Source organism: Haladaptatus halobius (genome assembly GCF_020618475.1).
Classification (GTDB): Archaea; Halobacteriota; Halobacteria; order Halobacteriales; family Haladaptataceae; genus Haladaptatus; species Haladaptatus halobius.
Genome location: NZ_CP085335.1, coordinates 310072 through 325535 on the forward strand (window position 1 = coordinate 310072; position 15464 = coordinate 325535).

General features: G+C 62.4%; 18 protein-coding genes, 1 tRNA gene and 1 pseudogene. 12 read left to right on the forward strand and 8 right to left on the reverse strand.

What is annotated here, in order from left to right; translation table 11 throughout:
• Window positions 1-13 precede the first annotated feature (13 nt).
• From LIW51_RS01750 to LIW51_RS01760, 3 genes are all read left to right on the forward strand, one after another.
• Window positions 14-586, forward strand: a complete 573-nt coding sequence (locus tag LIW51_RS01750) for a hypothetical protein (RefSeq protein ID WP_227375539.1) — start codon at window positions 14-16, stop codon at window positions 584-586.
• A gap of 202 nt (window positions 587-788) precedes the next feature.
• Window positions 789-1217, forward strand: coding sequence for a 30S ribosomal protein S12 (locus LIW51_RS01755; RefSeq protein WP_227355588.1), 429 nt, complete (start codon window positions 789-791; stop codon window positions 1215-1217).
• Between the two features lie 2 nt (window positions 1218-1219).
• Window positions 1220-1837: a 30S ribosomal protein S7 gene (locus LIW51_RS01760; protein WP_227375540.1), complete on the forward strand. Its 618-nt coding sequence runs from the start codon at window positions 1220-1222 to the stop codon at window positions 1835-1837.
• A 498-nt stretch (window positions 1838-2335) separates the two neighbouring features.
• Here the strand turns inward: LIW51_RS01760 and LIW51_RS01765 are convergent, their stop codons facing one another.
• Window positions 2336-3091: a DUF5781 family protein gene (locus LIW51_RS01765; protein ID WP_227376705.1), complete on the reverse strand. Its 756-nt coding sequence runs from the start codon at window positions 3089-3091 to the stop codon at window positions 2336-2338.
• A 217-nt stretch (window positions 3092-3308) separates the two neighbouring features.
• On the opposite strand from LIW51_RS01765, the gene LIW51_RS01770 reads away from it, so the two are divergent.
• Window positions 3309-5498 carry an elongation factor EF-2 gene (locus tag LIW51_RS01770; RefSeq protein ID WP_227375541.1) on the forward strand — a complete coding sequence of 730 codons (2190 nt, stop codon included), beginning with the start codon at window positions 3309-3311 and terminating at the stop codon, window positions 5496-5498.
• A 106-nt stretch (window positions 5499-5604) separates the two neighbouring features.
• Here the strand turns inward: LIW51_RS01770 and LIW51_RS01775 are convergent, their stop codons facing one another.
• Entirely contained in the window at window positions 5605-5748 is a 144-nt protein-coding gene (locus LIW51_RS01775; RefSeq protein WP_227375542.1) for a hypothetical protein, read from the reverse strand.
• A 189-nt stretch (window positions 5749-5937) separates the two neighbouring features.
• Between LIW51_RS01775 and LIW51_RS01780 the strand changes: the two genes are divergently transcribed.
• The 8 genes from LIW51_RS01780 (at window position 5938) to LIW51_RS01815 (ending at window position 11582) form a co-directional block, all read left to right on the forward strand.
• Window positions 5938-6477: an amino acid-binding protein gene (locus tag LIW51_RS01780; RefSeq protein ID WP_227375543.1), complete on the forward strand. Its 540-nt coding sequence runs from the start codon at window positions 5938-5940 to the stop codon at window positions 6475-6477.
• Window positions 6474-7424 (forward strand): homoserine dehydrogenase, encoded by a 951-nt coding sequence (locus tag LIW51_RS01785; RefSeq protein ID WP_227375544.1) that lies wholly within the window; start codon window positions 6474-6476, stop codon window positions 7422-7424. The genes LIW51_RS01780 and LIW51_RS01785 overlap by 4 nt, the downstream gene beginning before the upstream one ends.
• 143 nt (window positions 7425-7567) lie before the next feature.
• Complete coding sequence (gene tuf / locus LIW51_RS01790; protein ID WP_227375545.1) at window positions 7568-8833, forward strand: translation elongation factor EF-1 subunit alpha; 1266 nt, start codon at window positions 7568-7570, stop codon at window positions 8831-8833.
• A 3-nt stretch (window positions 8834-8836) separates the two neighbouring features.
• Window positions 8837-9145, forward strand: a complete 309-nt coding sequence (gene rpsJ, locus LIW51_RS01795) for a 30S ribosomal protein S10 (RefSeq protein ID WP_227355580.1) — start codon at window positions 8837-8839, stop codon at window positions 9143-9145.
• A 100-nt stretch (window positions 9146-9245) separates the two neighbouring features.
• Complete coding sequence (locus LIW51_RS01800) at window positions 9246-9860, forward strand: rhomboid family intramembrane serine protease (RefSeq protein ID WP_227375546.1); 615 nt, start codon at window positions 9246-9248, stop codon at window positions 9858-9860.
• An 8-nt stretch (window positions 9861-9868) separates the two neighbouring features.
• Window positions 9869-9940: transfer RNA gene (locus LIW51_RS01805), tRNA-Ala, on the forward strand.
• A 747-nt stretch (window positions 9941-10687) separates the two neighbouring features.
• Window positions 10688-11164 (forward strand): Lrp/AsnC family transcriptional regulator, encoded by a 477-nt coding sequence (locus LIW51_RS01810; RefSeq protein WP_227375547.1) that lies wholly within the window; start codon window positions 10688-10690, stop codon window positions 11162-11164.
• A gap of 112 nt (window positions 11165-11276) precedes the next feature.
• Window positions 11277-11582 (forward strand): HalOD1 output domain-containing protein, encoded by a 306-nt coding sequence (locus tag LIW51_RS01815; RefSeq protein ID WP_227375548.1) that lies wholly within the window; start codon window positions 11277-11279, stop codon window positions 11580-11582.
• Here the strand turns inward: LIW51_RS01815 and LIW51_RS01820 are convergent, their stop codons facing one another.
• The 6 genes and pseudogenes from LIW51_RS01820 to LIW51_RS01845 form a co-directional block, all read right to left on the reverse strand.
• The gene (locus LIW51_RS01820) at window positions 11583-12203 is read right to left on the reverse strand and encodes a uracil-DNA glycosylase (RefSeq protein ID WP_227376706.1); all 621 of its coding nucleotides are present in this window, start codon (window positions 12201-12203) and stop codon (window positions 11583-11585) included.
• A gap of 17 nt (window positions 12204-12220) precedes the next feature.
• Window positions 12221-13501, reverse strand: a complete 1281-nt coding sequence (locus LIW51_RS01825) for a ribonuclease catalytic domain-containing protein (RefSeq protein ID WP_227375549.1) — start codon at window positions 13499-13501, stop codon at window positions 12221-12223.
• Window positions 13502-13543: 42 nt separating this feature from the next.
• Window positions 13544-13846 carry a DUF7562 family protein gene (locus LIW51_RS01830; RefSeq protein WP_227375550.1) on the reverse strand — a complete coding sequence of 101 codons (303 nt, stop codon included), beginning with the start codon at window positions 13844-13846 and terminating at the stop codon, window positions 13544-13546.
• A gap of 49 nt (window positions 13847-13895) precedes the next feature.
• A complete protein-coding gene (locus LIW51_RS01835; protein WP_227376707.1) occupies window positions 13896-14375 on the reverse strand; it encodes an RNA-binding protein in 480 nt (159 codons plus the stop codon).
• Between the two features lie 86 nt (window positions 14376-14461).
• On the reverse strand, window positions 14462-14665 hold the full coding sequence (locus LIW51_RS01840; RefSeq protein WP_227375551.1) for a hypothetical protein: 204 nt from the start codon (window positions 14663-14665) through the stop codon (window positions 14462-14464).
• A gap of 100 nt (window positions 14666-14765) precedes the next feature.
• Window positions 14766-15442: pseudogene (locus LIW51_RS01845) on the reverse strand (DUF1028 domain-containing protein).
• Between the last annotated feature and the right edge of the window lie 22 nt (window positions 15443-15464).

The window sequence follows — 15464 nt, forward strand, 5'->3', positions numbered from 1 at the left end:
CTGACTATCAGCTATGTCTCTCGCCTCGCTTGCTCGGCCTCGCCGAAGGATGGTGTTCCCGTTTGCCACCGTACTCTCCCCATGTCTGTGGTTCATCTATCGGGATGCGACGGTTACCGCAAGCGGTCGCTCCGCGGCGAACGTTTTTCCGCAAGCGATCGCGTTCGCTGCTGGCGCAGTGATTCTGAGTTACGTCATTGCGACGGCGATAGCCGCGATAGCGGCCACGGAGGAGCAGCCATTACCGAGGTGGAAACGATGGTTGTTTGCGCCGTCAAATCAGGTGATCGGGCTGTTCGCTTCGGTTGCGTTAGCGTTCGATATCTACATCGTCGCTGGAACGGTTCCACGGTGGTTCGACGTCGTGGCGGTTCCAGTGGGTGTCATCGTCGGGTGGCCACTGATGCTACTCGTCGTCGGTTCGATAGCCGTCGTGAACGCGTTCGGACAGCAGTTCGCGGTGATCGAGTTCGTCGCGGTTGCGGTCGGCGTCGCCCTCTCGGTCGCGTGGTTGTTCCTCCTGTTCGGCTGGCTCACGGATGCCGTCGGGCGGTTCGTCGGAACCGCGGTTTCGACGGACGAGTGACGACGGCCCACCGCTCGTTCGTCACAACGCCGAACGTTTCGGACGGAGACGAACGAGAACCGACGAACGAATCCATTGGCTCGGCTTAGAATCACTGCAACGCTCTCAAATCGCTTTATCGATCCCTTTCGAGCGACCTGCGGGCGTTTCACCGAAATCAAAAGAGGACGCTTAAGTAGCTCCATCGGATAGTCCACGTCATATGGCGAACGGCAAGTATGCAGCTCGAAAGCTGAAGAAAGACCGCCAGAACCATCGGTGGTCTGACTCCGATTACGCCCGACGCGAGCGCGGTCTCGGGGAGAAATCCGATCCCCTCGAAGGCGCGCCACAGGGTCGAGGTATCGTGCTGGAGAAAGTGGGCGTCGAAGCGAAACAGCCCAACTCCGCGATTCGAAAGTGCGTCCGCGTCCAGCTCATCAAGAACGGAAAGCAGGTCACGGCGTTCCTTCCCGGTGACGGTGCAATCTCGTTCATCGACGAGCACGACGAGGTCACCATCGCGGGAATCGGCGGTGCGAAGGGTCGCGCGATGGGCGACCTCTCCGCCGTCAACTACAAGGTAGAGAAAGTCAACGGCGTGAGCCTGCAGGAACTGGTTCGCGGGAACGCGGAGAAACCGGTGCGATAACCATGTCGGCAGACGAAGAACAACCGGAACCCGACTCGCACGTCGGCACGGAAGGCGAAGGCGCAGCGGCGAAGCTGTTCGGCACGTGGGACGTGACGGAAATAGAGTTCCGCGACCCGAGCACGGAGCGGTATATCTCGGTCACGCCCGTCGCGCACACGATGGGTCGCCACGCCGGAAAGCAGTTCCAGAAGAGCGAGGTCAGCATCGTCGAGCGCCTCATCAACCGTCTCATGCAGACGGAGGAGAACACGGGCAAGAAACAGCAGACGATGAAGATCGTCCGCGCTTCGTTCGACATCATCCACGACCGCACCGAGGAGAACCCGATACAGGTGCTCGTCCGCGCAGTCGAGAACGCCGCCCCGCGCGAGGAGACGGTTCGCCTGAAGTATGGCGGCATCTCCGTCCCGAAGGCGGTCGACGTCGCACCGCAGCGTCGCGTCGACCAGTCGCTCAAGTTCATCGCCGAGGGTGCCTACAGTGCCTCGTTCAAGTCCCCCACGGACGCCGAGGACGCGCTGGCCTCCCAGCTCATCGGCGCGGCGAACTACGACGTGCAGACCTACGCTATCAACCAGAAAGAAGAGAAAGAGCGCGTCGCCGCCGCGGCTCGCTAACGTCACCGACTCGAATCTCTCTGGGTTAGATTCATTCTTCTCTCGTTTGTCGGTCTCGTGGAGAGCGACTGGTTCGACAAGGGTTGGTTTCGGAAGGTTTCCAGGCGGTATCGTTCAGTACGACTCGGTAGAGAACGGTGGAAATCAGTACGTTTTGTCGAGGACGTTCTCGACCGCTCTGCTTGTGCCGAGTGAACCACTGTTGTCGTCTCGTCACGGAAAGCCCCGGACACTCACCCCGCCGGGCCAGACTCATTGCGCTCATCCACCGTCGGAGCTCGTCTCTTTGGTGGACTGAAAGGGCGAGGCGCGCGAGTCATGCGAACGAGGTGAGCGTGCCGCACGCCCGCGCAGCGACCGACGTGAGCGAGCAGGAACGGCTTCCGGTGGCGTAACCCACGAGGGCTTTCGGAGACGATTCCACTGTGGTTGCTTGTTCGTCACGTAGAAAACGCTAGCGAGTATTCCCAAATCCTCGAACCACCGCCGACAAAACCGCTAGTCCGCTGCTTGTCTTTCGTCGCCACCATCGAGGACGTACTCGCGCGCCGCACCGACCAACTCCTTCCGGTACTCGCTCTCGTCGGGGTCGTCGGCCAGCGAGAGGAACCGATACTTGAACCCCTGTACGTCCACCGTCGGCGCGTCGCGGGCCGCGGTGCGGGCGAGGTCGTAGAGGCGGTGGTCGCGTCCCACGAGGTCGTGGCGCTCGACCAGTGCGAGGGCGAAGGCGGCGTTGACGGCGGTCATCTCGGGGTCGGCGGTGGCGGTCGTTCGCCGACCGCGGGGGAAGGCCGGCCGATCCGCGACCGCGGCGGCGAGTTCGGATTCGAGGAAGGCGACGAGTTTATCGGTCGGGCCGACGCGCAGCGTGATGTCGTCGGCGTAGATGTCCTTCATGTGGTTGGCGATCTGGTAGCAGTGGGTGAGCTTTCGGCGCTCGACCGACCGTCCGGAGAACGCGAGGAACAGCGCCTCGGCGGTCGACTGCATGTGCGAGGGGTGCGCCTGCTCGTGGCGGGCCATGTGCGAATACTCGTGGAGCGCGAGTTCGCGGGCCATCGCGCTGGTCGCTGCCTGTTCGGAGATGTTGAGGACGTGGTAGTCGCCGGGGTGGGCGGTCCACGTGCGCTCGTCCGGGTCGGAGCGAACGCGCACGCGGACGGGGCGGTCTAAGTCGTGCTCGGTTTCGAAGAGGTCGGATGCGCTGAGAAACGGGGTCGTCGGTGCGGCTCCTTGCACACGAATATCCATGCGTGATGTTGTCACGGGTTGGACGGCTATTAGATTGCCGGTTGGAGCAATTCACCCGAGGTCGCTAACGGTCGGACGAACGGTGCAACGACCGCCAACCGACGAGGTTTTTATGCTCTATGTGACCGATTCGCAGGGAAACGCGGCGTTTCTCGACCGTTCGTGGGCGGGCAAAACACTACGCTTTTCAACCTCGTACAGGTAGGGATACCCATATATGGGCAGACGAAAGAAGATCGTCGAACAGTGCGAGCGGCTCATGGACAAGCCGGAACAGATCCGGAATATTGCCATCGCCGCACACATCGACCACGGTAAAACGACACTTACGGACAACCTCCTCGCTGGTGCCGGAATGATCTCCTCGGAGACTGCTGGTCACCAGCGCGCGATGGACACGGAAGAGGACGAGCAGGAACGCGGTATCACCATCGACGCCGCGAACGTCTCGATGACGCACAATTACGAGGACACCGACTACCTCATCAACCTCATCGACACCCCTGGCCACGTGGACTTCGGCGGGGACGTGACCCGCGCGATGCGCGCCGTCGACGGTGCGCTCGTGGTGGTCGACGCCGTCGAAGGGACGATGCCACAGACGGAGACCGTCCTGCGTCAGGCGCTCCGTGAGGGCGTCAAGCCGACCCTGTTCATCAACAAGGTCGACCGCCTCATCAACGAGCTACAGGAAGGACCGCAGGAGATGCAAGAGCGTCTCCAGAAGGTCATCCGCGAGGTGAACGAACTCATCCGCGGCATGGAAGAGGAGAAGTACGAGCAGGGCTGGAAGGTGTCCGTCGAGGACGGCACTGTCGCGTTCGGCTCCGCGCTGTACAACTGGGCGGTGAGCCTCCCGTCGATGCAACAGACTGGCATCGACTTCGGCGATATCATCGAGCTGAACCGCCAGGGCGAGGAGGGAATCGAAGAGCTGAAAGATCGAACCCCGCTCTCGGACGTCGTGCTCGACATGGTCGCGGAGCACTTCCCGAACCCGCTCAACGCGCAGCCCGAGCGTATTCCGACCGTTTGGCGCGGTGACGACAGCACGCAGCTCGCGGAGGACATGCGACTCGTGAACGCGGACGGCGAGGTCGTCTTCATGGTCACGGACATCGGCATGGATCCGCACGCGGGCGAGATCGCCACGGGTCGGCTGTTCTCCGGCACCCTCGAAAAGGGCCAAGAGCTGTACGTCTCCGGTACGGCGGGCAAAAACCGCATCCAGAACGTCGGTATCTTCATGGGCGGCGAGCGCGAGGACGTGGAGCGCGTCCCCGCGGGGAACATCGCGTCCGTCACCGGCCTCCGAGATGCCATCGCCGGTTCCACCGTCTCCTCGGTCGAGATGACGCCGTTCGAGTCCATCGAACATATCTCGGAACCCGTCATCACGAAGTCCGTCGAGGCGAAGAGCATGGACGACCTGCCGAAGCTCATCGAGACGCTCCGACAGGTGTCCAAGGAAGACCCGACCATCCAGATCACCATCAACGAGGACACGGGCGAACACCTCATCAGCGGTCAGGGCGAACTCCACCTCGAAGTCATCACCCAGCGTATCGAGCGCAATCAAGGTATCCCGGTGACGACCGGTGAACCCATCGTCGTCTACCGCGAGCAGGTTCAGGGCGGCACGGAGACCGTCGAAGGTATCTCGCCGAACCGCCACAACCGGTTCTACCTGACGGTCGAACCGCTCAACGACGAGATCGTCGAGAAGGTACGACTCGGCGACGTGTCGATGGACATGCCCGAGCAGGAGCGCCGCGAGGCCCTGCAGGAAGCCGGCATGGACAAAGACACCAGCCAGAACGTGGAACACATCCACGGGACGAACATCCTCATCGACGACACGAAGGGTATCCAACACCTGAACGAGACGATGGAGCTCGTCATCGAGGGGTTAGAAGAGGCGCTCGACGACGGACCGCTCGCGGCCGAACCCGTGCAGGGGACGCTCATCCGCCTCAACGACGCCCGCCTCCACGAGGACACCATCCACCGTGGTCCGGCGCAGGTCATCCCCGCAGTTCGTCAGGCGGTTCACAGCGCGCTCATCCACGGTCACGTCAAACTCCTCGAACCGATCCAGAACGTCCGCATCGACGTGCCGAACGAGCACATGGGTGCCGCGTCTGGCGAGATTCAGGGCCGACGTGGTCGCGTGGACGACATGTATCAGGAGGGCGACCTCATGGTCGTCGAGGGTATCGCGCCGGTCGACGAGATGATCGGATTCGCCAGCGACATCCGCTCCGCGACCGAGGGTCGCGCCTCGTGGAACACGGAGAACGCAGGCTTTCAGGTCATGGCCGACAATCTCCAGCGGGAGAAGATCATGGAGATCCGCGAACGCAAGGGTATGAAGCTGGAACTGCCGCAGGCCGTGGACTACTTCTAAGCGACACCGGTTGCTTTCTTTGCGGTTTCTTCCGCTAGAAGCGCCCGAGACGAGTCGCTCCGTTTCGATTCGGCACGACCGGAACAGTGACTGCTACGGATGTGTTTTATCGTTCACCCCGATGGACGATTCTTGCGTCGCACATCGGGCAGACCTCCTCTCGGCTGTCGAAGGCCGTCTGGCAGAACGCACAGACGTGGTTCGTCTCCGCACCGGTACTTCCCGCGCCGACCGCATCAGTGAATCGCATCTCTGTCACCTGACTTCCCGGTTCCATCTCCAGCGGTATTACTACGCGCTCGTTAACACACCGTGTAGTGTCTGACTAACTCTCGTTGCAGACGGTTGTGCTCCCGTTGCATCACGTTGCAACCTCCGGAACGGAGAATTTTGTAACCGACTGAAGCTTTATTGTCGCCCGCGCTCGAATCCTGCTACCATGACCGACCACGGCGACGGACGGGTGCAGGCGTACACGGTTCGGCTGGAACTGGCCGACGAACCGGGTGAACTGCTCCGCGCCCTCGAACCCATCGCCGATTCCGGTGGAAATCTGCTCAGCGTCTTCCACGAACGCGGGTCACTCACGCCGCGCGGCCACATCCCGGTCGAGGTGGACTTGGAGTGTCCCCCGGATCGCTTCGACACCATCGTCTCCGCACTCCGCGAGGGGAGCGTGAACGTCGTCCGCGCCGGGGCAGAGCGATACGACGAGGAGATAACCGTCATCCTCACCGGCCACATCATCGACACCGACATCTCCGATACTCTCTCGCGGATCACGACCGAGGCGCGCACGTCGGTCGTCGACATCTCGCTTTCGGCTCCGGAAGGGACGAGCGACGTGTCCAGCGCGCGACTCCGACTCGCCACCGATTCGACGGAGACGGTTCACGTCATCGACACCGTGAACGGCATCGCCGACGAGAAAGGATTGACGGTCATCGAACCGCTGACCGACAGGGAGGGCGGCGTATGAGGCTCGCAGTGCTCGGCGCGGGTGCCGTCGGCCGCTCGGTCGCCGAACTCGCCGGGGAGTACGGCCACACGGTGACGGCTCTCGCCGATTCCGAAAGCGCAGTCGTAGACGCCGCAGGAATCGATATCGAATCCGTTTTCGCCCGCAAGAACAGCGAGGGTCGCGTCGGTTCGCTCGACCCGGACGCCGCGCTCGTAAGCGAGTACGACGCGTTGGTCGAGGCGACCCCGACGACGCTCGGCGACGCGCGACCGGGGTTCGAGCACGCGCGCGAGGCACTCCGCGCCGACCGGCACGTCGTACTGGCGAACAAGGGGCCGGTCGCCGAACGCTACCGGGAGTTGCGAGCGCTCGAACGGGAGAGCGAGGGTCGCGTGCAGTTCGAAGCGACCGTCGGCGGCGCGATACCCGTGCTCTCGACTATCACGGACATCGGCGCGAAAAACGTCACCGCGGTTCGTGGCGTGCTGAACGGCACCGCGAACTTCGTCCTCTCGCGGATGGCCGCGGAGGGGCTCAGCTACGAGCACGTGCTCGCGGAGGCCCAAGATCTCGGCGTGGCGGAGGCCGACCCGTCGTTCGACGTGGACGGGACCGACGCCGCGCTGAAGTGCGTCATCCTCGCCAACGTCCTCTTCGACGGCGAGTACACCCTCGCCGACGCCGAGGTCGCCGGTATCCGGGACCTCCCGGGGAGCGCACTCGAACTGGCCGCCGAGGACGGCCGAACGATTCGCCTCGTCGGCGAAGTCGCGCGCGACGGCGTCCGGGTCGGTCCGCGTCTCGTCCCCGAACACGGCACGCTCGCGGTGTCCGGCACGCGAAACATCGTCCAGTTCGAGACGGAGCACGCCGGACGACTCAACATCAGCGGGCGCGGTGCGGGCGGCCCCGAGACGGCGACCGCCGTGCTGTCGGACGTGACGCGATTGGAACGCGAGGAGTAGCCCGCCACCAGACACGCCATAGCGTGTCACGTGTTCCCACTAACCGCCAGACGGCGGCGAGATAGCCTGCATGACGTATCGAAATGGTTTTAACCGCTTCTGCCAAATAAATCCGACAGAGCGCATCTGCGCGTGAGATACCAATGAGCGACAAACCACACCAGAACTTGGCCGTCATCGGCCACGTCGACCACGGCAAGAGTACGATGGTCGGGCGACTCCTCTTCGAGACGGGGAGCGTCCCGGAGCACGTCATCGAACAGCACCGCGAAGAAGCGGAAGAGAAGGGTAAGGGCGGCTTCGAGTTCGCCTACGTGATGGACAACCTCGCCGAGGAGCGCGAGCGCGGCGTCACCATCGACATCGCCCACCAGGAGTTCGACACCGACGAGTACTACTTCACCATCGTCGACTGTCCGGGCCACCGCGACTTCGTGAAGAACATGATCACGGGCGCGAGCCAAGCCGACAACGCGGTGCTCGTCGTCGCCGCCGACGACGGTGTCGCGCCGCAGACCCAGGAGCACGTCTTCCTCTCGAAGACACTGGGCATCAACGAGCTCATCATCGCGGTCAACAAGATGGACGTCGTCGACTACGACGAAGAGAAGTACAACGACGTGAAAGAGCAGGTCTCGAAGCTCCTGAAGCAGGTCAACTTCAAGTCCGACGACGCGACGTTCGTCCCCACCTCGGCGTTCGAGGGCGACAACGTCTCCGAGCGCTCGGACAACACGTCCTGGTACGACGGACCGACGCTGCTCGAGGCTCTCAACAACCTCGAAGCGCCGGAACCGCCGACGGACGCAGACCTCCGCCTGCCGATTCAGGACGTCTATACCATCTCCGGTATCGGAACCGTCCCGGTCGGACGTATCGAGACGGGGACCCTGAATACGGGCGACAACGTCTCCTTCCAACCGAGCGACGTCGGTGGCGAGGTCAAGACCATCGAGATGCACCACGAAGAGGTACCGAAGGCGGAACCCGGCGACAACGTCGGTTTCAACGTTCGCGGAATCGGTAAGGATGACATCCGTCGCGGTGACGTCTGTGGTCCGGCGGACGACCCGCCGAAGGTCGCCGACACGTTCACGGCCCGGATCGTCGTGATGCAACACCCCAGCGTGATCACGGCGGGCTACACGCCGGTCTTCCACGCCCACACCGCGCAGGTCGCCTGCACCATCGAATCCATCGACGCGAAGATCAACCCGTCCACCGGTGAGGTCTCCGAGGAGAACCCGGACTTCATCAAGTCCGGCGACGCAGCGAAGGTTACGGTTCGACCGCAAAAGCCGCTCAGCATCGAGCCGGCTGGCGAAATTCCGGAACTCGGATCCTTCGCTATTCGTGACATGGGCCAGACCGTCGCGGCCGGTCAAGTCCTCGAAGTCAACGAGAAGTAAACGATGCAGCAAGCACGAGTCCGACTCGCAGGAGCCAACCCCGGCGACCTTGACGATATCTGCGACGATGTCCGAGAGATTGCCGAGAAGACCGGCGTCTCCCTGAGTGGTCCGATTCCGCTCCCGACAAAGACGCTGGAGATTCCCACACGCAAGTCGCCCGACGGAGAGGGCACCGCAACGTGGGAGCACTGGGAGATGCGCGTCCACAAGCGCCTCATCGACCTCGACGCGGACGAGCGCGCGCTTCGACAGCTGATGCGCATCCAGGTTCCGAACGACGTGAGCATCGAAATCGTTCTCGAAGACTAAGCGACGAACATCGTCTGCCGCCACTTATCTATCCGTTTTCTCGCCTCAACCAGCGACGGCGTCGGGTCGATTTTTGTAGCTCCGGCGAACAGTAGTTAGTATGCGACTCTCGCGCTCCCCGACGATACAGACGCTCGCCGTCTTCCTCGTCGTGTTCGCCCTCCAGTCGGCGTTGCGGTTCGTCAGCCCGCTTCTCGCGGCGAGTCTGTTCGTTCTCGCTCCGCCCGTGGCGGTGCGCCCGTGGACGCTTCCGCTGAGCGTCTACGCCCACGCCAACGTCCCGCACCTCATCTCGAACGCCATCGCCCTGCTGTTCGCCGGGCTGTTGGTCGAGCGCGTGACGACGACCCTCCGATTCCATGCCTACTTCCTGGCGATCGGGATGCTGGCCGGGGTGGCGCAGGTGTGGGTGACGGGGCTGTTCTCGCCAACAGCTCCGGCCGTCCTCGGAGCCAGCGGCGCCGTGTTTGGCCTGTTCGGCTACCTGCTCGCGGGCAATCCGGTCGCCGACGCGGTGCTCGGTCGCCTCCGCCTCTCCCGCCGGGCGCAGATCGCGGTGGTGTTCGTCCTCGCCTTCCTCGCGACCGCGACGACCGCCGCCCCAGGCGTGGCGCTCGTCGCCCATTTCACCGGCTTCGCCGTCGGGCTTTTCGCGGGACGACTTCACATCCTCCGCACCGAAACACAAGCTACAAATAACGACCGTCCGGTATAATAGACCGAGGGCTCGTAGATCAGTGGCAGATCGCTTCCTTCGCAAGGAAGAGGCCCCGGGTTCAAATCCCGGCGAGTCCACTTTCTTCCGCTTCGTTTCACTTCGCTCCAGTCAGTGGACTCGCCTACCTTCGCAAACGAACCGCGTTTGCTCAATCCCGGCGAGTCCATTCAACCTTTTACGACGGTCAGCGACGGCGTCGGCAGCTGACGCCGTCGCTGACGCTTCCCTATGAAAGGTTGATCAAAAGCACTCCTTACCTCCTTCCGTCGCTCACTCGGAAGAGCTTCGCTCTTCCTCGCTCGCTTCGTCGGGGGTTCGTCGCCCCGGAAAATCTTCGATTTTCCGAAGAGTAAACTAGCCTCCGCCGGTTGTGCCACCTGCCTATCGTTCACTCCGTTCGCTTCTAGTGTGAAACGACTCCACCTTCTCACACCCCCGTTCTCGAACCCTTCCATCGACCCAAAACCTGTCAGCTATCTTCCTCTCTACCACCGTTTCAGAGACCGAAACCCGACTCACACCCGTTTGAACCGCAACCCCCACGGAATTCCAGCACTGACAAAGACCACCGTTTCACACAGTTTTACCCGTCTTCGGCTCAATTATTCGGAATATAATGAAGGGGGTAGCAGTGTTTTGACCAAGTACGCCCGGAGCCCGGGTGTGACAGACCTGGCAGTGTTCGACGTTGCCGGAGGCTCTGGTGGCGAGCTGGCCTCTCGCCGAGTTTCGGCCAAGCCTCCCACGAAAGTTTGTCGTCTCGGACGACTGCCGACTTTTTCGAATGGAATCGCGCCGGAGAATCGTAGTTTCGATAAAGAGCCATGAGCCAGGATACACTCGATGAGGTTGACCGCGGCATCCTTCACTTGCTCCAGCAGGACGCTCGCAACACGACGACGACCGAGATGGGCGAGGCAGTCGGCGTCTCCGCTAGCACGGTCGGAAATCGGCTCCAGCGACTGGAGAACGAGGGAATCGTTAAGGGGTATCACCCGCAAATCGACTACCACGAGGCGGACTTCCCGCTCCGCGTTCTCTTCGTCTGTACCGCGCCGATTCCGGAGCGCGAGGAACTCGCGGAACGTGCGCTCGAAGCGAACGGCGTGGTGAACGTCAAGGAGATTATGGCGGGCGTCGAAAACGTCCACGTCGAGGCGGTGGCGAGGGATCGAGACAACATGGTCGCCATCGGGAGATCGCTCGACGACGCCGGATTAGACGTGATGAACGAGATGTTGGTGAAGGACGAACACGTACAACCGTTTGACCACTTCGGAGACGGAGCGACCGACGAGTAGTCTCCTCGTAGGAATTCATTCGAAATCCGGAAAATACTAGGTTCAGAATCGGATTCGGACATATTTATCCGGTATGTTTATCAATTGTTGAATCCATTGGGTCGATACCGTAATGGAACGCACTTCCTACTGTCTGCAGGACAGCGAAACCCCGTCTATCGCCGTCGTCAATGCGATTGCAGAGCACGAGGAGGCGTCGCCCGACGACATCGGGCAACAGTTGTACGATGTTATCGATCCGGATGCGCTCGATGCGCTCTTTCGCCCGCGAACGGACGGAAAATCGCGGAGCGATGGCAACGCGGTCTTCACCTACCACGGCCACCGCATAACGTACCGGAGCGACGGTTGGGTGTACGTGACCGACGACACAGACGCTCCCTCGGGAGCGTCCGAAAAGAAGCCCGCAGACGAGTGATCACGCGAGTGCTGTGAGTTCAGCATCGATAGCGGCGACGTACTCCGCCCGGTCGTAGCCGAGTCGTTCTCGCCAGATGTTCTCGTACGACGGGTGTAAGAGCGGAAGAAGCGTCACGTCGAGCCGCTCGCACTCGACGGGCGAGAGAACCCGGTCGAGAAACCCGTCGAGCGGAATCGACTCGAAATCGAGAATGGCCTCCGTGGCGTGTTTCCCCGTCGAAACGACGACGGCGGGACGCACCCGTTCTATCTCCGTTCGCAAATGGGAGAAACATCGGTCGAGTTCCTCGCGTCGAGGCTCCCGGTTCGACCCGTCGTCGCCCTCCGGAAAGCACTTTACGGCGTTCGTGAAGTAGGCGTCGTACCCCAGTTCGTCGAACAGCGCGCGAACCTTCCGCCCCGAGTGACGAGACGTGTACGCCATCCCCGTCCAGTTGCCGCCCCGCCACCGCTCCGCGTCGGGATTTCCCGCGCTGGGCGCTTCGCCGACGACCATCACGTCTGCATTCGACGACCCGTTTCCCCACGAGATGCGGTTCCTGCACGCGGCGAGGTCGGGACAGCGCGAGCAGTCCGGTTCGAGGACGTTCCGCGAGTCGGGGTCTGGAAAGCTGGGCATTCGTCCGTTAGACACGCTCACTCCTCTTCGACTACTTCGATACCGCGGTTGTTGACCGCGTTCGGGTCGAGTCCGACCTCCTCCAAAAACTGCTTGTACTCGCGCTCGCAGGCCTCGGCGTCCGCCTGCTTGTCGCTGGCGCGGTCACAGAGCGCCACGAGGTCTTCCGGCACGTCGTTCGTGTAGACGATCCAGTGGTTGATGAGGTCGGAGAGCCGCCGAATCGGGCTGGTGAAGTGACCGTAGATCTCGAAGTTCAGCGCGTGGTGACCGCCGAACGGGTCGCTCATGTACCGGGCGCGGGGCATCACCTTCATCACGGCCCACTGGATCTTGTCGAGTTGGCGCGGCGGTGCCTCTTCGAGCGTGGCGTTGACCGCCTTTCGGGGGTCGTCCCACGTACTCCCCGGAATCGAGACGCCGTCCAAATCCTGAATCTCCTGTAAGGCTTCGCCCCACTCGTCGGGCGTCGGTTGCGGGTGGACGCGGTACATCGCCTCGACGCCGCGACCCCACATCAGTTCGTGCGTGACCGCCTTGTTCGCCTTCAGCATCGACTCCTCGATGATGGTGTGCGCGCGGTCGCGCCGGGGGTTCAGGACGAGACTGCCGTCTTCCTTGCGCTGTTCGTGCATCCGGTCGGCGAGTTCGAAGGAGAGTTGGCACTCCTCGTGGAGCGGCGCGTCCTCGTCGTCGATACGGTTCTCCGCCTGCGAGTAGGTGAGTCGCTCGTCGCTCCGGATGACGGATTTGTAGATGTCGATGGTCTCGTAGGAGAGGTTCTCCTTGTCCAGATGCATCTCGACGGTGTGAGCGAGGCGGTCTTCGTTGGGCACGAGAGAACAGACCGTCTCGGCCAGCATCGGGGGGAGCATGTGAATCGTGTAGGCGGGCAGATACACCGTGTTCCCCCGCTTCACGGCTTCCTCCCACATGTTCGACTCGGGGTGGACGTAATGGGTCACGTCGGCGATGTGAACCCAGAGGACGTACTCGTCGTCGCGCTCTTCGACGGAGATGGCGTCGTCGAAGTCCTGCGCGTCGACGGGGTCGGTCGTCCACGTCGTCATATCGCGCAGGTCTTCGCGCTCGTCGACTTCATCCTGGATCTCCTGTTGGATGTTCTCAGTTCGTTTCTCCGCCTCGGTCATCACGGCCTGCGGAAACTCGTCCCGAATTTCGAACTTCTCGAATAGCTGTTCGCGCTTCTCGTCGAGTCGCTGGGCGAGTTCCGGCGATATCTCGACCGGCCCTTGTCCCTCGGCCGTTCCGGCCTCGGCCTGTGCGTCGCTCGTCATGGCCGTCGGTAGGGGAGTCGGCAAGTTAGTCGTATCGACTGGTCAGCCTTCTCGCTCTTCCAGCGGTCCGTAGCGGTCGCGGACGGCGGTTTCGTACCGGGTGAAAAATTCGCCCTGATCGACACCTCCCGCGTCGATCTCCACGAGGATGGTTTCCAGTTCGTCGCGCGGTTGGTGGCAGAGGTCGCGGTGGCACGCCTTGCAGAGATGTTCGAAGGTTTTCCCGTTCCGCTCCCAGCGGTTACCCTCCTTGTCGTACTCGCGGGCCGCAGAGCGGTTGACGGCGTCGCCACACGCGATGCAGACGACTGACTTTCTCTCCCGGTTCCGCCGGGAACCCCACATACCCCTCCCTTCGACGTCCTCCCACTTCGCCCTTTCCCCGGCGGGGCGACTACACCGTGAACTCGTAGAGGTCGTCGCCGACGTAGTGAACCGATGCGACCACCTTTCCGGAGTCGCCGACCATGTCATCGCCGGTCGTCTTCGCGCGACCGATGGCGAGCACCTTGCCGTGGGTCTCCTCCGCGATGGCGACGAGATCACCCGGTTCGATATCCTCGTCGGCCTCGACGATGCCCGGACGCATCACGTCGGCCCCGTCGCTGACGAACGACACGGCCCCTGCGTCCACCGTGACGACCCGACTCGTCGGCGGATACGTGTTCGCGCCCTGTACTGTGAGGAACGGTTGGTCGTCCACGTACACGACGACAGGGTCGCCGTTGACCAGCACGATGTCGAACTCGGTTCCGTCCAACTCGACGAGTTCGTAGGTGTCCGCGTCCAGTTCGACGCCGAGCGAGTCCGTGAGCGCGTCTTCTATTTCTCTGACCTCGTCGCTTCGGAGGTGATGACGAGATTTGACTTCCATATCCGCAGGTGTGTCGTTTTCGGCCATAAACCCACCCGTTTCAGTCGAAAGAACTGCGGGACGTGCTGTCAGTTGCTCGCGGCCGCTCAGAAGGCGTACGCGTCGGCGTCATCGTCGTAGTCGAGTAACCCTGCCCGTGCCGCTGCTTCTAACATGTACAACTCGTCCCACATCAATCCGGAAAGGGTAGCATCGAACGTCCCCGCTTCCGACATTCCCTGCCAATCGGTCGCGTTCGTTAGCCCGTCACCGTACTTCCCCTCATACGGAGCTATCCTGGATATTCTCATCCCAAATACGCATATCTCCGTTTCCGTGGGCGGCCTATTGACTACGTTTCGTCATCGCCTCCGCGAACGTCGTCACCACCATCTTCGATATCGTCTTCCTCTACGCATCCGCGTATCGTTCGACGGCCATCTCGAACCCTTCGCGGGCGCGTTCGTAGATCGCCCGGAGGTCCTCGATAGGCGTTTCGCTCGCGTCGACTCAGAGGTCGTCGTAGTACGGTTCCATCTCGCGGTCTTCCGTCGTCTCGACCAGCAGGGCAGCACTCTGGACGTGGAGTTCCTCTCGCTTGTCGCCACCCTCCGCCTGTCCCGCCGCTAAGGCGTCGATGAGCCGTTCCGCGAGCGGAGCGTCACGGTCGCCGTTTTCGTACGCGCTGGCGGTTTCGTCGACGACGGACTCGCCGACCAGCAGATTTCCTGAAACGGTGTAGTTCTCCCCTTCGACGTGCCCATACCATCCGTTGCACTCCTCGCCGGAGAACGCGAAGGTTCCGTCGGCGTCCACGCCGTGCAGTTGGCGCTGTTCCGCGTCGTCGTCGGCGTTGAGGAGCGCTCGCAGGGCGTCGTCCACTGCGATGCCGTCGTCCAGATACTCGACGCCCTTTCGTCCCAGTTCGACGTTGACGAGGCTCTGGGTGGTGACCGCGCCGTTCTCGCTGGGGAACGGACACACCGTCCCGACCGCCGCGCGGCGGTCGGGACGGCGACGCCGAACCGATACCGGTCGTTCCCGTCTTCGTCGACGTACTCCTCCCTGACACAGATGCTGAACGTCACGCGTCGGAACGGGGTGTGTATC

Excerpts from the sequence above, each read along its gene's own strand:
- LIW51_RS01750 (WP_227375539.1), top strand. The coding sequence starts at position 14 with ATGTCTCTCGCCTCGCTTGCTCGGCCTCGCCGAAGGATGGTGTTCCCG.
- LIW51_RS01755 (WP_227355588.1), top strand. The coding sequence starts at position 789 with ATGGCGAACGGCAAGTATGCAGCTCGAAAGCTGAAGAAAGACCGCCAG.
- LIW51_RS01760 (WP_227375540.1), top strand. The coding sequence starts at position 1,220 with ATGTCGGCAGACGAAGAACAACCGGAACCCGACTCGCACGTCGGCACG.
- LIW51_RS01765 (WP_227376705.1), bottom strand. The coding sequence starts at position 3,091 with ATGGATATTCGTGTGCAAGGAGCCGCACCGACGACCCCGTTTCTCAGC.
- LIW51_RS01770 (WP_227375541.1), top strand. The coding sequence starts at position 3,309 with ATGGGCAGACGAAAGAAGATCGTCGAACAGTGCGAGCGGCTCATGGAC.
- LIW51_RS01775 (WP_227375542.1), bottom strand. The coding sequence starts at position 5,748 with ATGCGATTCACTGATGCGGTCGGCGCGGGAAGTACCGGTGCGGAGACG.
- LIW51_RS01780 (WP_227375543.1), top strand. The coding sequence starts at position 5,938 with ATGACCGACCACGGCGACGGACGGGTGCAGGCGTACACGGTTCGGCTG.
- LIW51_RS01785 (WP_227375544.1), top strand. The coding sequence starts at position 6,474 with ATGAGGCTCGCAGTGCTCGGCGCGGGTGCCGTCGGCCGCTCGGTCGCC.
- tuf (WP_227375545.1), top strand. The coding sequence starts at position 7,568 with ATGAGCGACAAACCACACCAGAACTTGGCCGTCATCGGCCACGTCGAC.
- rpsJ (WP_227355580.1), top strand. The coding sequence starts at position 8,837 with ATGCAGCAAGCACGAGTCCGACTCGCAGGAGCCAACCCCGGCGACCTT.
- LIW51_RS01800 (WP_227375546.1), top strand. The coding sequence starts at position 9,246 with ATGCGACTCTCGCGCTCCCCGACGATACAGACGCTCGCCGTCTTCCTC.
- LIW51_RS01810 (WP_227375547.1), top strand. The coding sequence starts at position 10,688 with ATGAGCCAGGATACACTCGATGAGGTTGACCGCGGCATCCTTCACTTG.
- LIW51_RS01815 (WP_227375548.1), top strand. The coding sequence starts at position 11,277 with ATGGAACGCACTTCCTACTGTCTGCAGGACAGCGAAACCCCGTCTATC.
- LIW51_RS01820 (WP_227376706.1), bottom strand. The coding sequence starts at position 12,203 with ATGCCCAGCTTTCCAGACCCCGACTCGCGGAACGTCCTCGAACCGGAC.
- LIW51_RS01825 (WP_227375549.1), bottom strand. The coding sequence starts at position 13,501 with ATGACGAGCGACGCACAGGCCGAGGCCGGAACGGCCGAGGGACAAGGG.
- LIW51_RS01830 (WP_227375550.1), bottom strand. The coding sequence starts at position 13,846 with ATGTGGGGTTCCCGGCGGAACCGGGAGAGAAAGTCAGTCGTCTGCATC.
- LIW51_RS01835 (WP_227376707.1), bottom strand. The coding sequence starts at position 14,375 with ATGGAAGTCAAATCTCGTCATCACCTCCGAAGCGACGAGGTCAGAGAA.
- LIW51_RS01840 (WP_227375551.1), bottom strand. The coding sequence starts at position 14,665 with ATGAGAATATCCAGGATAGCTCCGTATGAGGGGAAGTACGGTGACGGG.